Origin of the sequence: Mycobacterium persicum (assembly GCF_002086915.1) — a bacterium.
Taxonomy (GTDB): Bacteria; Actinomycetota; Actinomycetes; order Mycobacteriales; family Mycobacteriaceae; genus Mycobacterium; species Mycobacterium persicum.
The window spans coordinates 1,040,112-1,057,416 of record NZ_MWQA01000001.1 but is presented as its reverse complement, the minus strand read 5'-3'; the positions used below and the strand labels follow the sequence as shown (position 1 = coordinate 1,057,416).

Genomic DNA, 17,305 nt, shown 5'->3' with positions numbered 1-17,305 from the left:
GCCAGGAATTGACCCGCCGTTACGTGGACCACGGGCAGCAGTGGGGTGTGTATTCCCCCGACTAGTGGGCATACCAGAACCATGGGCCTTGCAACCAGACTGGTGTCGACCCCTGCCTGGAGAGTCTTCGCCAAGTACTACTACCCCTTCATCACCCGCCACGGCGCCGACGACGTGGCGTTGCTGAATCTTGGCTACGAGGAAGACCCGCCGATGGCCATCCCGCTGTCGGAGTCGGACGAGCCGGACCGGTATTGCATTCAGCTCTACCATCGCACGGCAACCCAGGCCGATATCGCCGGAAAGCAGGTGCTGGAGGTGAGCTGCGGCCACGGCGGCGGAGCCTCCTACCTGATGCGTACGCTGCACCCGGCCTCCTACATTGGCCTGGACCTCAACCCCGCCGGCATCGAGGTCTGCCGCAGCACCCATCGGCTACCAGGGCTGGACTTCGTCCAGGGGGACGCCCAGAACCTGCCGTTCCCCGACAATTCCTTCCATGTCGTCGTCAATATCGAAGCCTCGCATTGCTATCCGTCGGTGCCCCGATTTCTCACCGAAGTCGCGCGGGTGCTGCGCCCGGGCGGGCAGCTGCTCTACGCCGACGTCCGGCACAGCGACCACGTCGCCGAGTGGGAGGCCGAGTTAGCCGACGCGCCGCTGCGGATGCGTTCCAAAGAGATCATCAACGAGCAGGTGGTGCGCGGGCTGGAAAAGAGCCTGCCGCGCTCGCAGAACATGTTCACTCGACGTACCCCGGCTCTGTTCCGTGGCCTGGTCCGCGACGCCGTAGCGGCGTCGAACGCCAAGATCTGTCGCGGGCTGCAGAACGGCGAGAGCTCGTATCGGCTGTATTGCTTCGAAAACGAGTGAGTCGTCCCGTCTTTCGATATCCGTGCCGGCGACCGGCGCCGGCGAGTCCGTTGGAGATGTAGTCCATGACAACGACCAAACGAGACACCTTCTGGGTCACTCGAAACCCGGTCGGCCGCGCGCGTGACGCGCTGGGTGCGCGGCGCCACCATCGAGCGCCGCGACCGCCCGGCCCGCGCGGGCGGCCCTTCGTCGGCGTGCTTCCGGAACTGAAGTCCGACCCGTTCGAATACCTACAACGGCTGGGCAAGACCTATGGCGACGTCTACCGACTGCCGTTGCCGTTGTACGACGTGGTGGTCCTGAATCATCCCGACCACGTGCGCCACGTCATGAGCCACCGCGACGGCGAGTACAGCCTGATCGGCCCCGCCGCGGGTGCGGCCAGGAAGGTGCTGGGCGCTTCCATGCAGATGATGGAGGGCGCCGAGTTTCGCCGCCGGCGCAAGCCGCTGACACCGATGATGGGCCGCCAACAGCTGAGCCGGGTCGCCGCCACCGTCGCCGACGAATTCGCCAACCGCCTGACCAAATGGGAGCGGTTCGCGCAGACCGGCGAACCGATCGATCTGCAGCACGAGATCAACGGCGTGGTGATTCCGGCGTTCATGCGTGCGATGTTCACGACGGGGCTCTCCGATGACGAGTTGCATCGGCTCGACGTCGACGTCCGCACGCTGATGCAGAGCGCGTCGTCACCGCTGCTGCTCGGAGCTGCGCCGCGGGTGCTGCCGGGAGACGGCAACCCCGTGCAAGCGTGGTTGCGGATGCGGCGCTGGGTGCAGCGGCGGGTCGAGGAAAGGCTGGCCGACTCCCGTTCCCACGACGACCTACTGCAGATACTTCTGGACGCGCGCTACGAGGATGGCACACCCATCAGCCGGCGTGACGTGCTCACCGAAGCGATCATGCTGATCGGCGGCGGTTATGAAACCGTGGTCGCCGCATTGGCCTGGACGCTGGCGCTGCTTCCGCAGAATCCGCAGGCGCAGCAGCGACTGTATGACGAGGTCGACCAACTCGGCGGAGCATTGCCCGGCTACGCCGACCTTGACCGCCTCGAGTGGGCCAAGGCGTGTTTTGACGAGGGGCAGCGCCTGCAGGGCCTGTTGTTGCAGCCGCGGTTCGCCATGATCGACGACGTCATCGGTGGCTACCGGATCCGCCGCGGCACCCTGATCGGCTTGCCGATCTACGCGCTGCAGCGCGATCCACGCTGGTGGGGACCCGACGCCGAGAGTTATGAGCCGATCCGGTTCTACGACAAGGAGATCGTCGCTGCCCGGCCGAATCTGGCTTTCCTGCCCTTCGGCGCCGGGCCGCACCGCTGCTTCGGTGCGGCCATGGGTTATCTGGAGGCCCAATTGTTTCTCGCCCAGCTTCATCAGCGGTTCCGGATACAGATCCCCACCGGTTGGGCCCCCGAACACGACCCTGCCCTTCCGTGGCCGGTCAAGGGTGGCGTGCCGGCGGTGGTCACCAAGGTGCCCGTCGTCGCGCAACGGATCTAGCGGCCCGGGCGCCCTTACTGTTCAGGGGCGTCGGTTCCCGGGCGGCATTTCGACTGGACCAGGCCCGCGAGGCGCACCCGGCGGTAGACTTGACTACCGGCTGTCGTCGCCCGCTAACCCAGAAAGTAGGCATCAGAAACCACGTGACGCCCCGCGAAACCAAGGCTGCTGACGCCTTACCGGCTTCATCTCAGGTTCGCAGCAACATCGATGTTCCGCCTGATTTGGTCGTGGGCTTACTCGGATCGGCAGACGAAAACCTGCGCGCGCTGGAACGCACCCTGACCGCCGGGTTGCATGTGCGTGGCAATTCGGTGACGCTTTCCGGCGAACCGGCCGATGTGGCGCTGGCCGAACGCGCAATTTCCGAACTGGTCGCGATTGTTGCCGGGGGACAGTCGTTGACGCCGGAGGTGGTGCGTCACAGCGTCGCCATGCTGCTCGGCGCAGGCAACGAGTCGCCGGCCGAAGTGCTCACCCTCGACATCTTGTCGCGCCGCGGCAAGACGATCCGGCCCAAGACGCTCAACCAGAAGCGCTATGTCGACGCCATCGATGCCAACACCATCGTGTTCGGGATCGGCCCGGCCGGCACCGGGAAGACCTATCTGGCGATGGCCAAGGCGGTGCATGCATTGCAGACCAAGCAGGTCACCCGCATCATCTTGACCCGTCCGGCGGTGGAAGCCGGTGAGCGCCTTGGGTTTCTGCCCGGCACGCTGAGCGAGAAGATCGACCCGTACCTGCGGCCGCTGTATGACGCGCTGTACGACATGATGGATCCCGAGCTGATCCCGAAGCTGATGACCGCCGGGGTTATCGAGGTGGCGCCACTGGCGTATATGCGTGGCCGCACCTTGAACGACGCCTTCATCGTGCTCGACGAGGCGCAGAACACCACCGCCGAGCAGATGAAAATGTTCCTCACCCGCTTGGGGTTCGGGTCGAAAGTCGTCGTCACCGGGGACGTCACCCAGATCGACCTGCCAGGCGGCGCCAAGTCCGGCCTGCGGGCCGCGGTCGACATCCTCGAGGACATCGACGACATTCACATCGCGGAGCTGACCAGCGTGGACGTGGTGCGTCACCGACTGGTCTCGGAGATCGTCGAAGCCTACGCCCGGTCCGAGGAACCCGGCTCCGGGATGAACCGGGCGGCTCGGCGGGCCTCCGGCGCGCGTGGTCGTCGATGATGAGTGCGTGAGAACTCTCGTGAGCAATCTTATGAGCATCTATGAGCATCTATGAGCATTGAAGTATCCAACGAGTCGGGCATCGACGTCTCCGAGACCGAGCTGGTCAGCGTCGCGCGATTTGTCATCGACAAGATGGATGTCAACCCGGGCGCGGAGTTGTCGATGGTGTTGCTGGACACCGCCGCGATGGCCGACCTGCACATGCGCTGGATGGATCTGCCCGGGCCGACTGATGTGATGAGCTTTCCGATGGACGAGCTAGAGCCCGGGGGGCGCCCCGACGCGCCCGAGCCCGGCCCGGCGATGCTCGGCGATATCGTGCTGTGCCCGGAGTTCGCGGCGGAGCAGGCGGCCGCGGCGGGCCACAGCCTCGGACATGAGCTGGCGCTGTTGACAATCCACGGCGTGCTGCATCTGCTCGGCTACGACCACGGTGAGCCGGACGAGGAGCGGGAGATGTTCGCCCTGCAGCAGCGGTTGCTGGAAGAGTGGGTGGCCGCCCAGGTCGAGGCTTACCAGCACGACCGCCAACATGAACGAGATCGCCGGCTGCTGGACAAGTCCAGGTACTTCGACGAGTCGTGACCGGTCTTGCTCAGCTGCTCGGTGCGATCGTGTTGATCGGACTCGGCGGTGTATTCGCGGCGCTGGACGCCGCCTTCAGCACGGTGTCGCTGGCCCGTGTGCAGGAGCTGGTGCGCGAGGCCCGGCCGGGAGCGGTGGCACTGCTCAAGGTGATGGTCGAACGGCCGCGCTACATCAACTTGGTGGTGCTGCTGCGGATCGTGTGTGAGATCACCGCCACCGCGTTCCTGGTGGTGTTTTTCCGGCACAATCTGAACCTCAACGGCGGGTTGTTCGTGGCCGCGGCCGTCATGGTGGTGACCAGCTTCGTCGTTATCGGTGTGGGTCCGCGCACGCTCGGCCGCCAGCATGCCTATTCCATCGCGCTGGCCACCGCCGTTCCGTTGCAGGTGATTTCATGGCTGTTGATGCCGATCAGCCGGTTGCTGGTGCTGCTGGGCAACGCGCTCACCCCGGGCCGTGGGTTTCGCAACGGGCCGTTCGCCTCCGAGGTTGAGCTGCGCGAAGTCGTCGACCTGGCGCAGCAGCGCGGCGTGGTCGCCGCCGACGAACGCAAGATGATCGAGTCGGTCTTCGAACTCGGCGACACCCCCGCCCGCGAGGTGATGGTGCCGCGCACCGAGATGATCTGGATCGAGGGGGACAAATCACCGGCTCAAGCGATGAACCTGGCCGTGCGCAGCGGCCATTCCCGCATTCCGGTGATCGGCGAGAACGTCGACGACATTCTTGGCGTGGTGTACCTGAAAGACCTTGTGCGCCAGACCTTCTTCTCGCCTGACAGCGGTCGGGAAAGCACCGTGGCGGACGTCATGCGCCCGGCGGTGTTCGTGCCGGACTCCAAGCCGCTGGACGCGTTGCTGCGGGAGATGCAGCGCGACCGCAACCATATGGCGCTGCTGGTCGACGAATATGGCGCCATCGCCGGCTTGGTCAGTATCGAAGACGTGCTGGAGGAAATCGTCGGTGAGATCGCCGACGAGTACGACGAGGCCGAGACGGCGCCGGTAGAAGATCTGGGTGACAAACGATTTCGGGTGTCGGCGCGGCTGCCGATCGAGGATGTGGGTGAGTTGTACGGCATGGAATTCGATGGCGACCTCGACGTCGACACCGTAGGCGGTTTGCTGGCTTTGGAATTGGGCCGCGTTCCGCTGCCCGGTGCCGAGGTGGTATCCCATGGTCTGCGCCTGCAGGCTGAGGGGGGCCGCGACCACCGCGGCCGGATGCGCATCGGCACCGTCTTGGTGAGCCCCGTAGAGCTGGGCGAAACCGTAGCAATCGACGGCTCCGGGGACCGCCGGGGTGAAGGTGATTCCGATGGCTGAGCCGGCGGATCCTGAAGACGCCAAGCTGGTGGTGCTGGCGCGGGCGGCCATGGCGCGGGCCGAGGCCGACAGCGGGGCGGCGGTACGCGACCGCGACGGGCGCACCTATGTGGGCGTACCGGTGAACTTGTCGGCGCTACGGCTGACCGGATTGCAGGCGGCGGTGGCTGCTGCCGTATCCAGCGGGGCGATCGGTCTGCAGGCTGCCGCGCTGGTCGCCGGATCCGTCGACGATCCGGGCATCGCGGCCTTACGCGAACTGTCGCCGATGGCGTTGGTGATCGTCACCGACCGCGCCGAAACCCCGTTATGACGGCCGAATTCCGTTCCGGCTTCGTCTGTTTGGTCGGACGGCCGAACACCGGAAAGTCAACGCTGACCAATGCGCTGGTGGGTGCCAAAGTCGCGATCACGTCGATGCGGCCGCAGACCACTCGGCACACCATCCGCGGGATCGTGCATCGAGAGAACTTCCAGATCATCCTGGTCGACACGCCCGGCCTGCACCGGCCGCGGACGCTGCTGGGCAAGCGGCTCAACGACCTGGTCCGGGCCACCTACGCCGAGGTCGACGTGATCGGACTGTGTATTCCGGCCGACGAAGCGATCGGACCGGGTGACCGGTGGATCCTCGAACAGATTCGCTCCGTGGCACCCGGCACAACCCTGGCCGTCATCGTCACCAAGATCGACAAGGTGCCCAAGGAGCGGGTGGCGGCGCAGCTGGTGGCGGTCGGCGAGCTGGTGGAAAACCTGCCCGGGTCAACCGAAATCGTCCCGGTGTCGGCCCTGACCGGCGCGCAGGTCGACGTGCTGGTCGACGTGCTGGCCGGGGCTTTGCCGCCCGGCCCGGCGTACTACCCCGACGGTGAGCTGACCGACGAACCCGAAGAGGTCCTGATGGCGGAGTTCATCCGCGAGGCCGCCTTGGAGGGTGTCCATGACGAACTGCCCCATTCGCTGGCCGTGGTTATCGACGACGTCAGCCCCCGCGACGGACGCGACGACCTGATCGACGTGCACGCGGTGTTGTATGTCGAGCGGGACAGCCAGAAGGGGATCGTCATCGGCAAGGGCGGCGCCCGACTGCGACAGGTGGGCACCGCGGCCCGCGGTCAGATCGAGAAGCTGCTGGGGACCAAGGTCTATCTGGACCTGCGCGTCAAGGTCGCAAAGAACTGGCAGCGCGACCCTAAACAGCTTGGCCGGCTGGGCTTTTGAACGGCGAACGGATCAGCGCTGCTAACGCTGTGGCGGCCGGACGCTGTGCGGGGCGGGAGTTTCGGTGCCCTCGTCCCACCAGACCGTCGGCTGCTTGGCCGCCCAGCCGCTGACGGCTTCCAACTCGGCGGCCAGCGAGATCAGCATGCCTTCGCTGTTGGCCGGTCCCATGAGTTGGACACCGATCGGCAGGCCCTCGACGGTGAACCCCGCGGGCACGTTGATGGCGGGCCAGCCCAGTAGATTCCACGGCCAGGTATAGGGGCACGCCGCGATGATGGCGCGGTCGGTGGCCAGCCCGCCCAGCTGGTCGAACGCGCGGGCCAAGGGCGGGGGTTGTGCGGTAGTCGGTGCCAGCACCACGTCGACGATGTCGAAGATCGAGCCCACGCGACGCTGCGCGGCGGCTTCGTGGCGCCGCGCGCTGCGCAGGATGGCCTGGGAAAGCATGTGTCCGGTGCGCAGATTGGACACCGTGCGCGGGTCCAGCGTGACGCCGTCACCCAGCCGCTGGGCCCACTCCCACAATCCGGCGGTGGAGCGGGCAAGAAAATCCCACGACATCTGCACGCTGTAGTCGGGGTTACCGCGTACCACGGTATGGCCGAGCAGCTGAAGCTGTTCGCCCACCTGACGCGTCGCGGCCAGGATCTCCGGATCCAACTTCGCCCGAAAACCGTTGAACGGGGCTCGGGTTGACAGGGCGATCTTCAGCGGGCCGGGGGCGATGCCGACGTAGTCGGATGCGGTCACCGGCGGCGGCCGGTGTAGATCACCCTCGACATTGCCCGACGCCGCATCCAGCACCAGCGCCGCGTCGGCCACCGTGCGGGCCAGCACGCCGTTGACCGTGATGCCGTTGAACGCCTCCGGCAGCGGCCAGGTGGAGATGCGGCCACGCTGCGGTTTGATGCCCACCAAGTGGGTCCACGCCGCGGGAACCCGGATGCTGCCGGCCCCGTCGGAGCCGATTGCCGCGGTGACCAGGCCCGCGGCCACCGCGGCCGCGCTGCCGCCCGACGATCCGCCCGGGGTATGCCGGCGCGCCCACGGGTTGCGGGTGTGTCCGAACCCGGGCCCGCTGGTGAACGGCCACTGACCCAGCTCACACGTGTTGGTTTTGCCGACGATCACCGCCCCTGCCGCCTTGAGCCGCCGGACGACCTCCGAATCCGCGGTGGCGGGAGCGACATACCCCTCGGTGCCGTAGGCGGTGGGCACTCCAGCAACGTCGACGTCGTCTTTGACCGCGATCGGGATGCCCAGCAGCGGCCCGGTGTCGCCGGCAGCCCGTCGCCGGTCTGCCGCGGCCGCGTCGGCCACCGCCGACTCGGTGAGGACCACCCGGAATGCGTTCAACGTGGACTGGCTCGCCTGAATCTCGCGCAGGGATCGGCCTACCAGCTCGACGGAGGTCACCGAGCCGTTGGCCAGCTGATAGAGAAGATCGGTCAAGGTGGGCAGGCGCTGGTTACCGGACCCGGAAACGGCCCCGGAAGCGGACTCAGAAGCGCCAACCACGGGGTACGAGACTATCGGCGCGGATACCCGCGATGTCGCGCCGGGGTGCGAAACTATGGGGATGCGGCTATATCGAGACCGGGCTGTTGTGCTGCGCCAGCACAAGCTCGGCGAAGCCGACCGGATCGTCACCCTGCTGACCCGCGACCACGGGCTGGTTCGTGCGGTGGCCAAAGGGGTACGTCGCACCCGCAGCAAATTCGGTGCCCGGCTGGAGCCGTTCGCGCACATCGACGCGCAACTGCATCCCGGCCGCAACCTCGACATCGTCACCCAGGTCGTCTCCATCGATGCCTTCGCCACCGACATCGTCAACGACTACGGCCGCTACACCTGCGGCTGCGCGATGCTGGAAACCGCCGAACGCCTTGCCGGTGAAGAGCGGGCGCCCGTCCCGGCCCTGCACCGGCTCACGGTGGGCGCGTTGCGGGCGGTCGCCGAGGGACGTCGTCCTCGCGACCTGCTGTTGGACGCCTATCTGCTCCGTGCTATGGGTATCGCCGGCTGGGCGCCGGCACTGACCGAATGCGCTCGCTGCGCCGCACCCGGGCCGCATCGGGCGTTTCACATTGCCGCCGGGGGCAGTGTCTGCGCGCACTGCCGTCCCGCCGGTGCGACGACACCGCCGTTGGGTGTGCTGGAGTTGATGTCGGCCCTGCACGACGGCGATTGGGAGGCCGCCGAGCAGGCGCCGCAATCGCATCGCGGCTACGTCAGCGGGTTGGTGGCCGCGCACCTGCAATGGCACCTGGAACGTCAGCTCAAGACGTTACCGCTGGTGGAGCGGACCTATCGGATCGATCACACCATTGCCGAGCGTCGCGCCGCGCTGATCAGACAGGTAGGTGAGTGTGGCTAAGAAGGCCGAACGAGTGCTGACGTCCACCGACTTCCCACAGCTGCCCCCCGCACCGGATGACTATCCGACCTTTCCCGACACCTCGACGTGGCCGGTTGTCTTCCCGGCATTGCCGCCGTCGCCCGACGGCGGTCCGCGCCGGCCGCCGCAGCACATCTCGAAGGCGGCTGCGCCCCGAATTCCTGCCGACCGGTTGCCCAATCATGTCGCCATCGTGATGGACGGAAACGGCCGCTGGGCCACCCAGCGTGGCCTGCGCCGCACCGAGGGGCACAAGATGGGCGAGGCGGTGGTGATCGACATCGCTTGCGGTGCAATAGAACTCGGAATCAAGTGGCTGAGCCTCTATGCTTTTTCCACCGAAAATTGGAAGCGTTCGGCCGAGGAGGTCCGCTTCCTGATGGGTTTCAACCGCGATGTGGTGCGACGACGCCGGGAGAACCTCAAGGAGATGGGGGTGCGGATCCGGTGGGTGGGCTCACGGCCGCGGCTGTGGCGCAGCGTCATCAACGAACTGGCGGTGGCCGAGCAGATGACGAAGTACAACGACGTCATCACCATCAACTACTGCGTCAACTACGGTGGACGCACCGAAATTGCCGACGCCACAAGGCAAATCGCGCGCGACGTGGCAGCCGGCCGATTGAACCCGGAGCGGATCAGCGAGTCCACCATCTCCCGGTACATGCAGCGCCCCGACATCCCCGACGTCGACCTGTTTCTGCGGACCTCGGGGGAGCAGCGGTCCAGCAATTTCATGCTGTGGCAGGCCGCTTACGCCGAGTACATATTCCAGGACAAGTTGTGGCCCGACTACGACCGCCGCGACTTGTGGGCGGCCTGCGAGGAGTACGCTTCCCGAAATCGACGGTTCGGGAGCGCCTAGTGCCCTCACTGCAGCAGCGGCTGGCATCGATTCTGCGCGACGTTCTTTCCGTCGAGCAGGAACTCGACGGCGCGTTGACGGTCCGTCATAACGGCACGTTCGCGTCGTTGCGGGTGGTGAGCATCGTCGAGGGCCTCGAGTTGGTGTCGCTCACCCAGATATTGGCGTGGGACCTGCCGCTGAACAGGAAGATTCGCGATCGGGCGGCCAAGCAAGCGCGCGACGTCAACTTCGGCGCGGTCACCGTGCTGGAGAAGACCACGCCCAAGGGTGCGGCCCAGACGGCCACGACGGTAGCCAAGACAGCGTCCAAAACCGCGGATGTGATGCTGCGGTACAACTTTCCCGGCGCCGGGCTGAGCGACGACGCGCTGCGCACCCTGATCCTGCTGGTGCTCGACACCGGCGTCCAGGTACGCGAAGCGTTGCTCGCCGGGGCTCCCTGACGCCGGGATCGACGTCGGCGCTTCGAATGTCAGGCCCGGCAGTCTGCGCAGTTGCCGAAGATTTCGATGGTGTGGCTGACATCGGAAAAGCCGTGCCGGGCAGCCACTTCCGCGGCCCAGACCTCCACTTCGTGGTCGGCCACCTCGATGGTGGAGCCGCAACTGCGGCACACCAGATGGTGGTGATGATGTTCCGAGCAGCGGCGGTAGACCGACTCACCGGTGTCGGTGCGCAGCGTGTCGACGACGCCTGCGGCGGCCATCGACTGCAGGGTGCGATAGACGGTGGTCAGGCCGATGTTTTCGCCGCGGCGGCGTAGTTCGTCGTGCAATTCCTGTGCCGACCGGAAATCATCGACCGTCTCCAGCAGCGTCGAGATCGCCGCCCGCTGGCGGGTGGACCGGACACTGGGTCCGGTCACGGCGACTCCTCACCGGCATGGGCGACCGCGTCGACGACGATATGCGCGAGGTGATGATCGGCAAGCCGGTACAGCACTTCCCGGCCCGACCGCTCCCCGGTGACGACGCCCGCTGCCTTGAGGATCTTCAAATGCTGACTGACCAGCGGTTGCGGTACACCCAGCGCATCGACCAGTTCATGCACGCAACGTTGCGATTCGCGCAATTGCAGCACGATGGCGATGCGTACCGGTGCGGCCAGTGCACGCAGCAACTCGCCGGCGGCGTCGAGAATTTCCCGCGGTGGGGGTGCGGGGGAGCCAGGATGTCCCGAGGAGCTGCGGGCGCCGTGCTCATGATGACCGACCAGGTCGTCGACGGCGACAGGCGTAGCGGGGGACGTCGCCATATCTGAACCACCTCGAGACGTACCGGCAGAAGGGCCGCTTGTCGCGAAAGGATCGCGGACACCTGCGGCTGTCCTCCACTGTCACATGCGTGATGGTGCATGTCAAAGAACCGCCGCCGATCGCTACCATGACTGAGGTTTGTGCGCAGTGATTACCCGCTGCATGCAGTTGCCCGATTCGGGAAGGGAGTGCGGTACCACGTGGCGTCTGTCATCGACACGGTGGTGAACCTGGCCAAACGGCGTGGCTTCGTCTATCCGTCTGGTGAAATCTACGGCGGTACAAAGTCGGCGTGGGACTACGGTCCACTGGGGGTGGAACTCAAAGAGAACATCAAACGGCAGTGGTGGCGGTCGGTGGTCACCGGCCGCGACGACGTCGTGGGTATCGATTCGTCGATCATTTTGCCGCGTGAGGTATGGGTTGCCTCAGGCCATGTCGAGGTCTTCCACGACCCGCTGGTCGAGTCGCTGATCACGCACAAGCGCTACCGGGCCGACCATCTGATCGAAGCCTACGAAGCCAAACACGGGCATCCGCCGCCCAACGGGCTGGCCGACATTCGCGACCCGGACACCGGCGAGCCCGGCCAGTGGACCGAGCCGCGCGAATTCAACATGATGCTCAAGACCTACCTTGGACCTATCGAGACCGAGGAGGGGTTGCACTATCTGCGGCCGGAAACCGCGCAGGGCATCTTCATCAACTTTGCCAACGTTGTGACGACGTCCCGCAAGAAGCCGCCGTTCGGCATCGGCCAGATCGGCAAGAGCTTCCGCAACGAGATCACCCCCGGCAACTTCATCTTCCGCACCCGCGAGTTCGAGCAGATGGAGATGGAGTTCTTCGTCGAGCCGTCGACCGCCAAAAAATGGCACCAGTATTGGATCGACACCCGGTTGCAGTGGTATGTCGACCTGGGCATCGATCCGCAGAACCTGCGGCTGTGGGAGCACCCGAAGGAGAAGCTGTCGCACTACTCCGACCGCACCGTCGACATCGAGTACAAATTCGGCTTCCTCGGCAATCCATGGGGTGAGCTGGAAGGTGTCGCCAACCGCACCGACTTCGACTTGTCGACACATTCACAGCATTCCGGCACCGATCTGAACTTCTATGACCAGGTCAACGACACTCGGTATACGCCCTATGTCATCGAACCGGCAGCGGGCCTGACCCGGTCGTTCATGGCCTTCTTGATCGACGCCTACAGCGAGGACGAGGCCCCGAATGCCAAGGGCGCGATGGAGAAGCGGACGGTGCTGCGACTGGATCCGCGGCTGGCCCCGGTCAAGGCCGCGGTGCTGCCGTTGTCCCGCCATGCGGATTTGAGCCCCAAGGCCCGCGACCTCGCCGCCGAGTTGCGCAGTTGCTGGAACATCGACTTCGACGATGCGGGCGCCATCGGGCGTCGCTACCGGCGCCAGGACGAGATCGGGACTCCTTTCTGTGTGACGGTGGACTTCGACTCGCTCGAGGACAACGCCGTCACGGTGCGCGAGCGCGATGCCATGACCCAAGAACGGATCGCGATCGACAAGGTCGCCGATTATCTAGCGGTCCGGCTCAAGGGCTGCTGCTAGCGCACCCGGATTTCACCGGCGCCGACTGTTTGCTGCGTGTTAGCGGCGCCCGCGGCGTACCCGCCGCTGCGTCAAACGAGCTACAAAGACATGGTTCGCATCCCATACCGCGGCGAAGCCCTTTTCTCGTGGTGGTTGGGGGGTCCACACGGGTGGGTGGTGGGGGTAAATGCGGGGGTTTGGTGGGGGGTGTGGCCTAGGGTCGCTGCCAGGAGCGGTGGTTGCTGGCCGGGTGCGCGGTGGTGGTTGCGGTAACGCCTGTGGGTGGTGTTGAGAATATTCCGTTGAAGGAGGGGCGGGTTGATGAATTTTTCGGTGTTGCCGCCGGAGGTTAATTCGTTGCGGATGTTTTGTGGTGCGGGTTCGGCGCCGATGTTGGCGGCGGCGGCTGCGTGGGCTGGGTTGGCTGATGAGTTGGGGTCGGCGGCGGCGGCGTTTGGGTCGGTGACGTCGGGTTTGGCGGGGGGGTCGGGTTCGGCGTGGCAGGGTCCGGCGGCGGCGGCGATGGTGGCGGTGGCGGTTCCGTATTCGGGGTGGTTGAGTGCGGCGGCGGCGGGGGCCGCGGGGGCGGCTGCGCAGGCGCGGGCGGTGGTGGGGGCGTTTGAGGCGGCGCGGGCGGCGGTGGTTCATCCGTTGGCGGTGGCGGCTAATCGCAATGTGTTTGTGCAGTTGGTGATGTCGAATCTGTTTGGTCAGAATGCGCCGGCGATTGCGGCTGCCGAGGGTGTGTATGAGGAGATGTGGGCGGCCGATGTGGCGGCCATGGTGGGTTATCACGGTGGGGTTTCGGCGGCGGCTGCTCAGTTGGCGTCGTGGTCGGGTTCGGTGGCGGGGCTGCCCGGGTTGTCGGGTCTGATCGGTGGCGCGACGGGCCCCGGCGCGACGGCCGGCGCACCGGCGGCGCTCGCCGCACAGGCGACCGCCGGCCCGGCGGCGGTTTCGCAATGGCTTGACGACTTCGTCTTCAACCTGGGTTTCGGCAACATCGGCTCGTTCAACCTGGGCAGCGGCAACATCGGTGGGATCAACCTCGGCAGCGGCAATATCGGCAGCAACAACATCGGCAGCGGGAACTATGGCAGCCAGAACTGGGGCAGTGGCAACACCGGGACCGCCAATAGCGGCACCGGAAACATCGGGGACTACAACTTCGGCAGCGGAAACTTCGGCAGCGGCAACCTGGGCAGCGGCAACGTCGGCAGCCTCAATCTGGGCAGCGGAAACTTCGGCACCATCAATATCGGCGGCGGAAACCTGGCCGACGTGTCTTTTGGCAGCGGAAACACCGGCGACTTCAACCTCGGCAGCGGCAATCTCGGTGGTGGCAACATCGGATTCGGAAACCTCGGCACCGGCAATATCGGGTTCGGCAACAAGGGTAACGACAACATCGGCTTCGGGCTTACCGGCAACGGTCAAATTGGCTTCGGCGCGTTGAACTCCGGCAGTAACAACATCGGTTTATTCAATTCCGGTGACAACAATATCGGCTTCTTCAACTCCGGCAACAATAACATCGGCTGGATAAACTCCGGCAACGGAAATACCGGTTTCGGTAATGCTGGCGACTTCAATACCGGTTTCTGGAACGCGGGTAGCTCAAATACCGGCTTCGGCAGTGCGGGTAGCGGCAACTTCGGTATTTTTGACGCGGGGAACGGAAACTTCGGCAGCTTCAACGTAGGCACCCATAACACTGGCTTCGGAAATTCTGGTGCGGGAAATACCGGCTTTATGAACGCGGGCAACTCGAACACCGGTGCCTGGAACGCGGGTAATGTCAACACCGGCTCTTTCAACGGCGGCAACACCAACACCGGCGGCTTCAACGGCGGCAACCTCAACACCGGCTTCGCCAGCGCGGTAGACCAGCCGGTCTTGAACTCCGGATTCGGCAACCAAGGCGCCGGAAACTCGGGCTTTGGGAACAGCGATCCCAACGGTACCGTCAACTCTGGCTTCTTCAACACGGGCATCGGTAATTCCGGAATCTCGAATGCCGGGCCCGCGTTGATCCCCGGCTTCAATTCCGGTTTCAGCAACATCGGCACCAACAATGCCGGACTTATCAACTCGGGTAATAGCCTCGCAGGTATCTCGAATTCCGGTGACGACAGCTCGGGCATCGTTAATTCCGGCGATCAGAACTCCGGCGGCTTTAATTCGGGTTCAGGGATTTCCGGGTTTTTCCGGTAGCCGCCGAATCTGGCCTGCCCCCACCGGCTTTGGGCCCGCCGGCATGGGCGGCGGCATCCCATACCGCGGCGAAGCCCTTTTTTCGTGGTGGTTGGGGGGTCGACACGGGTGGGTGGTGGGGGTAAATGCGGGGGTTTGGTGGGGGGTGTGGCCTAGGGTCGCTGCCAGGAGCGGTGGTTGCTGGCCGGGTGCGCGGTGGTGGTTGCGGTAACGCCTGTGGGTGGTGTTGAGAATATTCCGTTGAAGGAGGGGCGGGTTGATGAATTTTTCGGTGTTGCCGCCGGAGGTTAATTCGTTGCGGATGTTTTGTGGTGCGGGTTCGGCGCCGATGTTGGCGGCGGCGGCTGCGTGGGCTGGGTTGGCTGATGAGTTGGGGTCGGCGGCGGCGGCGTTTGGGTCGGTGACGTCGGGTTTGGCGGGGGGGTCGGGTTCGGCGTGGCAGGGTCCGGCGGCGGCGGCGATGGTGGCGGTGGCGGTTCCGTATTCGGGGTGGTTGAGTGCGGCGGCGGCGGGGGCCGCGGGGGCGGCTGCGCAGGCGCGGGCGGTGGTGGGGGCGTTTGAGGCGGCGCGGGCGGCGGTGGTTCATCCGTTGGCGGTGGCGGCTAATCGCAATGTGTTTGTGCAGTTGGTGATGTCGAATCTGTTTGGTCAGAATGCGCCGGCGATTGCGGCTGCCGAGGGTGTGTATGAGGAGATGTGGGCGGCCGATGTGGCGGCCATGGTGGGTTATCACGGTGGGGTTTCGGCGGCGGCTGCTCAGTTGGCGTCGTGGTCGGGTTCGGTGGCGGGGCTGCCCGGGTTGTCGGGTCTGATCGGTGGCGCGACGGCCGGCGCACCGGCGGCGCAGGCGGCCAGCGTAGTCCCGGCACCTCTTCAGGGCATCAACTTCGGTTTCGGCAACATCGGCTCCCTCAACCTCGGTAGCGGCAACATCGGTGACGCGAACATCGGCAGCGGCAACGTCGGCTCGTTCAACCTGGGCAGCGGCAATATCGGCAGCACCAACGTCGGTAGCGGCAACCAGGGCGACATCAACCTGGGCAGCGGCAACGTCGGCAACCTCAACTTCGGTAGCGGAAACTTCGGCAGCCAGAATCTGGGCGGCGGCAATATCGGTAGCACCAATCTGGGTGGCGGAAATATCGGCAACACCAACGTGGGCAGCGGCAATATCGGCGACACGAATTTCGGCAACGGTAATGGTGGTAACTTCAATTTCGGCAGCGGAAATTCCGGGAGTAACAACGTCGGCTTCGGCAATGCCGGCAATGGCAATTTCGGCTTCGGCAACACCGGGAACAACAATATCGGCATCGGGCTCACCGGCAACGGCCAAATCGGCTTCGGCGCGTTGAACTCCGGCAGTAACAATATCGGTTTGTTCAACTCAGGCAGCGGTAACGTGGGCTTTTTCAACTCCGGGACCGACAACGTGGGCTTCGGCAATTCTGGCGTGAGAAATACCGGCTTCGGTAACGCGGGCAGCGTCAACACCGGGTTCTGGAACGGCGGCAGCACAAACACCGGCGCCGTAAATGCGGGGGCCGGCAACTTCGGCTTCTTCGATTCCGGCAACTTCAATGCCGGCAGCTTCAATGCTGGCAACTCGAACACCAGCTTCGGTAACTCGGGCAACGTCAACACCGGCTTTTTCAACGCAGGCGACATCAATTCCGGGTTCGGGAACGCGGGCGACGTCAATACCGGTTTCGCAAACGCGGGCAACACCAATACCGGCGGCTTCAACGGTGGCGCGCTCAACACCGGGTTCTTCAGCGCTATAGCCCATCCCGGACCTAACTCCGGCTTCTTCAATGTCGGCACCGGTAACTCAGGCTTCGGTCAGAACGACCCAAATGGTAGCGGCAACTCGGGTATTCAAAATTCGGGATTCGGCAACTCGGGCTACGTCAACACCAGTACCACGAGCATCTTCGGCGGCAACTCTGGCGCGCTCGACACCGGTTACGGGAACGCGGGTTTCTATAATGCGGCTGTCCAGAACGCGGGCATCGCCATCGCGGGCGTCACGACGTCGGGCATCCTGAACTCCGGGACGGGAAGCTCGGGACTGTTGGTCTTCGGCAACGGGCTTTCGGGCTTCTTCAAGAACCTTTTCTAGCGGGGCCCGAACGCCAATTTTCCGCTGATAAACCCGTCGCCGGGTATTGGCGTCTCCGGCAATCGCCGGGTGCTGAGCGTGCTGATCTCAAACCGCCGGGCAACACATTCGGCCTCGCAGCCGGTCGCCACGGGCTGACCAGGAAGTTCTTGCTATACGCCGCGCA

Annotated in this window: 16 protein-coding genes and 1 pseudogene; 14 read left to right on the top strand and 3 right to left on the bottom strand. The window is 65.1% G+C overall.

Annotation, left to right across the window (positions count from 1 at the left end; translation table 11 throughout):
* Positions 1-81 precede the first annotated feature (81 nt).
* The 7 genes from B4U45_RS04735 to era all read left to right on the top strand — a co-directional run bounded on the left by B4U45_RS04735 (position 82) and on the right by era (position 6,714).
* The gene (locus B4U45_RS04735; protein ID WP_075548048.1) at positions 82-873 is read left to right on the top strand and encodes a phthiotriol/phenolphthiotriol dimycocerosates methyltransferase; all 792 of its coding nucleotides are present in this window, start codon (positions 82-84) and stop codon (positions 871-873) included.
* A gap of 65 nt (positions 874-938) precedes the next feature.
* Positions 939-2,384: a cytochrome P450 gene (locus B4U45_RS04730; protein WP_219859330.1), complete on the top strand. Its 1,446-nt coding sequence runs from the start codon at positions 939-941 to the stop codon at positions 2,382-2,384.
* A 143-nt stretch (positions 2,385-2,527) separates the two neighbouring features.
* Entirely contained in the window at positions 2,528-3,577 is a 1,050-nt protein-coding gene (locus B4U45_RS04725; protein WP_219859329.1) for a PhoH family protein, read from the top strand.
* A 51-nt stretch (positions 3,578-3,628) separates the two neighbouring features.
* The gene (gene ybeY, locus B4U45_RS04720) at positions 3,629-4,165 is read left to right on the top strand and encodes an rRNA maturation RNase YbeY (protein WP_075548047.1); all 537 of its coding nucleotides are present in this window, start codon (positions 3,629-3,631) and stop codon (positions 4,163-4,165) included.
* Positions 4,162-5,493, top strand: coding sequence for a hemolysin family protein (locus B4U45_RS04715; protein ID WP_075548046.1), 1,332 nt, complete (start codon positions 4,162-4,164; stop codon positions 5,491-5,493). The genes ybeY and B4U45_RS04715 overlap by 4 nt, the downstream gene beginning before the upstream one ends.
* Positions 5,486-5,806, top strand: a complete 321-nt coding sequence (locus B4U45_RS04710; RefSeq protein ID WP_075548073.1) for a cytidine deaminase — start codon at positions 5,486-5,488, stop codon at positions 5,804-5,806. Before B4U45_RS04715 ends, B4U45_RS04710 begins: the two co-directional genes overlap by 8 nt.
* Positions 5,803-6,714, top strand: coding sequence for a GTPase Era (era, locus tag B4U45_RS04705; protein ID WP_075548045.1), 912 nt, complete (start codon positions 5,803-5,805; stop codon positions 6,712-6,714). Before B4U45_RS04710 ends, era begins: the two co-directional genes overlap by 4 nt.
* Positions 6,715-6,735: 21 nt before the next feature.
* Here the strand turns inward: era and B4U45_RS04700 are convergent, their stop codons facing one another.
* The gene (locus tag B4U45_RS04700) at positions 6,736-8,235 is read right to left on the bottom strand and encodes an amidase (RefSeq protein WP_075548044.1); all 1,500 of its coding nucleotides are present in this window, start codon (positions 8,233-8,235) and stop codon (positions 6,736-6,738) included.
* 61 nt (positions 8,236-8,296) lie between these two features.
* Here B4U45_RS04700 and recO point away from each other — a divergent pair, with 61 nt between their 5' ends.
* The 3 genes from recO to B4U45_RS04685 are packed head-to-tail and all read left to right on the top strand — an operon-like array spanning position 8,297 to position 10,426.
* Complete coding sequence (recO, locus tag B4U45_RS04695; RefSeq protein WP_075548043.1) at positions 8,297-9,094, top strand: DNA repair protein RecO; 798 nt, start codon at positions 8,297-8,299, stop codon at positions 9,092-9,094.
* The gene (locus B4U45_RS04690; RefSeq protein ID WP_083154382.1) at positions 9,087-9,980 is read left to right on the top strand and encodes a decaprenyl diphosphate synthase; all 894 of its coding nucleotides are present in this window, start codon (positions 9,087-9,089) and stop codon (positions 9,978-9,980) included. The genes recO and B4U45_RS04690 overlap by 8 nt, the downstream gene beginning before the upstream one ends.
* Positions 9,980-10,426 (top strand): hypothetical protein, encoded by a 447-nt coding sequence (locus tag B4U45_RS04685; RefSeq protein ID WP_075548041.1) that lies wholly within the window; start codon positions 9,980-9,982, stop codon positions 10,424-10,426. Before B4U45_RS04690 ends, B4U45_RS04685 begins: the two co-directional genes overlap by 1 nt.
* Positions 10,427-10,455: 29 nt before the next feature.
* Here B4U45_RS04685 and B4U45_RS04680 read toward each other — a convergent pair whose 3' ends face one another.
* On the bottom strand, positions 10,456-10,848 hold the full coding sequence (locus B4U45_RS04680) for a Fur family transcriptional regulator (RefSeq protein WP_075548040.1): 393 nt from the start codon (positions 10,846-10,848) through the stop codon (positions 10,456-10,458).
* Entirely contained in the window at positions 10,845-11,237 is a 393-nt protein-coding gene (locus B4U45_RS04675) for an ArsR/SmtB family transcription factor (RefSeq protein WP_075548039.1), read from the bottom strand. Before B4U45_RS04675 ends, B4U45_RS04680 begins: the two co-directional genes overlap by 4 nt.
* 189 nt (positions 11,238-11,426) lie before the next feature.
* Between B4U45_RS04675 and B4U45_RS04670 the strand changes: the two genes are divergently transcribed.
* The 4 genes and pseudogenes from B4U45_RS04670 (at position 11,427) to B4U45_RS30285 (ending at position 17,139) form a co-directional block, all read left to right on the top strand.
* Positions 11,427-12,821, top strand: a complete 1,395-nt coding sequence (locus B4U45_RS04670; RefSeq protein WP_089025111.1) for a glycine--tRNA ligase — start codon at positions 11,427-11,429, stop codon at positions 12,819-12,821.
* Between the two features lie 303 nt (positions 12,822-13,124).
* Complete coding sequence (locus tag B4U45_RS04665) at positions 13,125-15,017, top strand: PPE family protein (RefSeq protein WP_423734685.1); 1,893 nt, start codon at positions 13,125-13,127, stop codon at positions 15,015-15,017.
* 259 nt (positions 15,018-15,276) lie between these two features.
* Positions 15,277-15,784: pseudogene (locus tag B4U45_RS30290) on the top strand (PPE family protein); the annotation flags it as partial.
* Between the two features lie 14 nt (positions 15,785-15,798).
* Positions 15,799-17,139, top strand: coding sequence for a beta strand repeat-containing protein (locus B4U45_RS30285; RefSeq protein ID WP_371687243.1), 1,341 nt, complete (start codon positions 15,799-15,801; stop codon positions 17,137-17,139).
* The last annotated feature ends 166 nt before the right edge of the window (positions 17,140-17,305 follow it).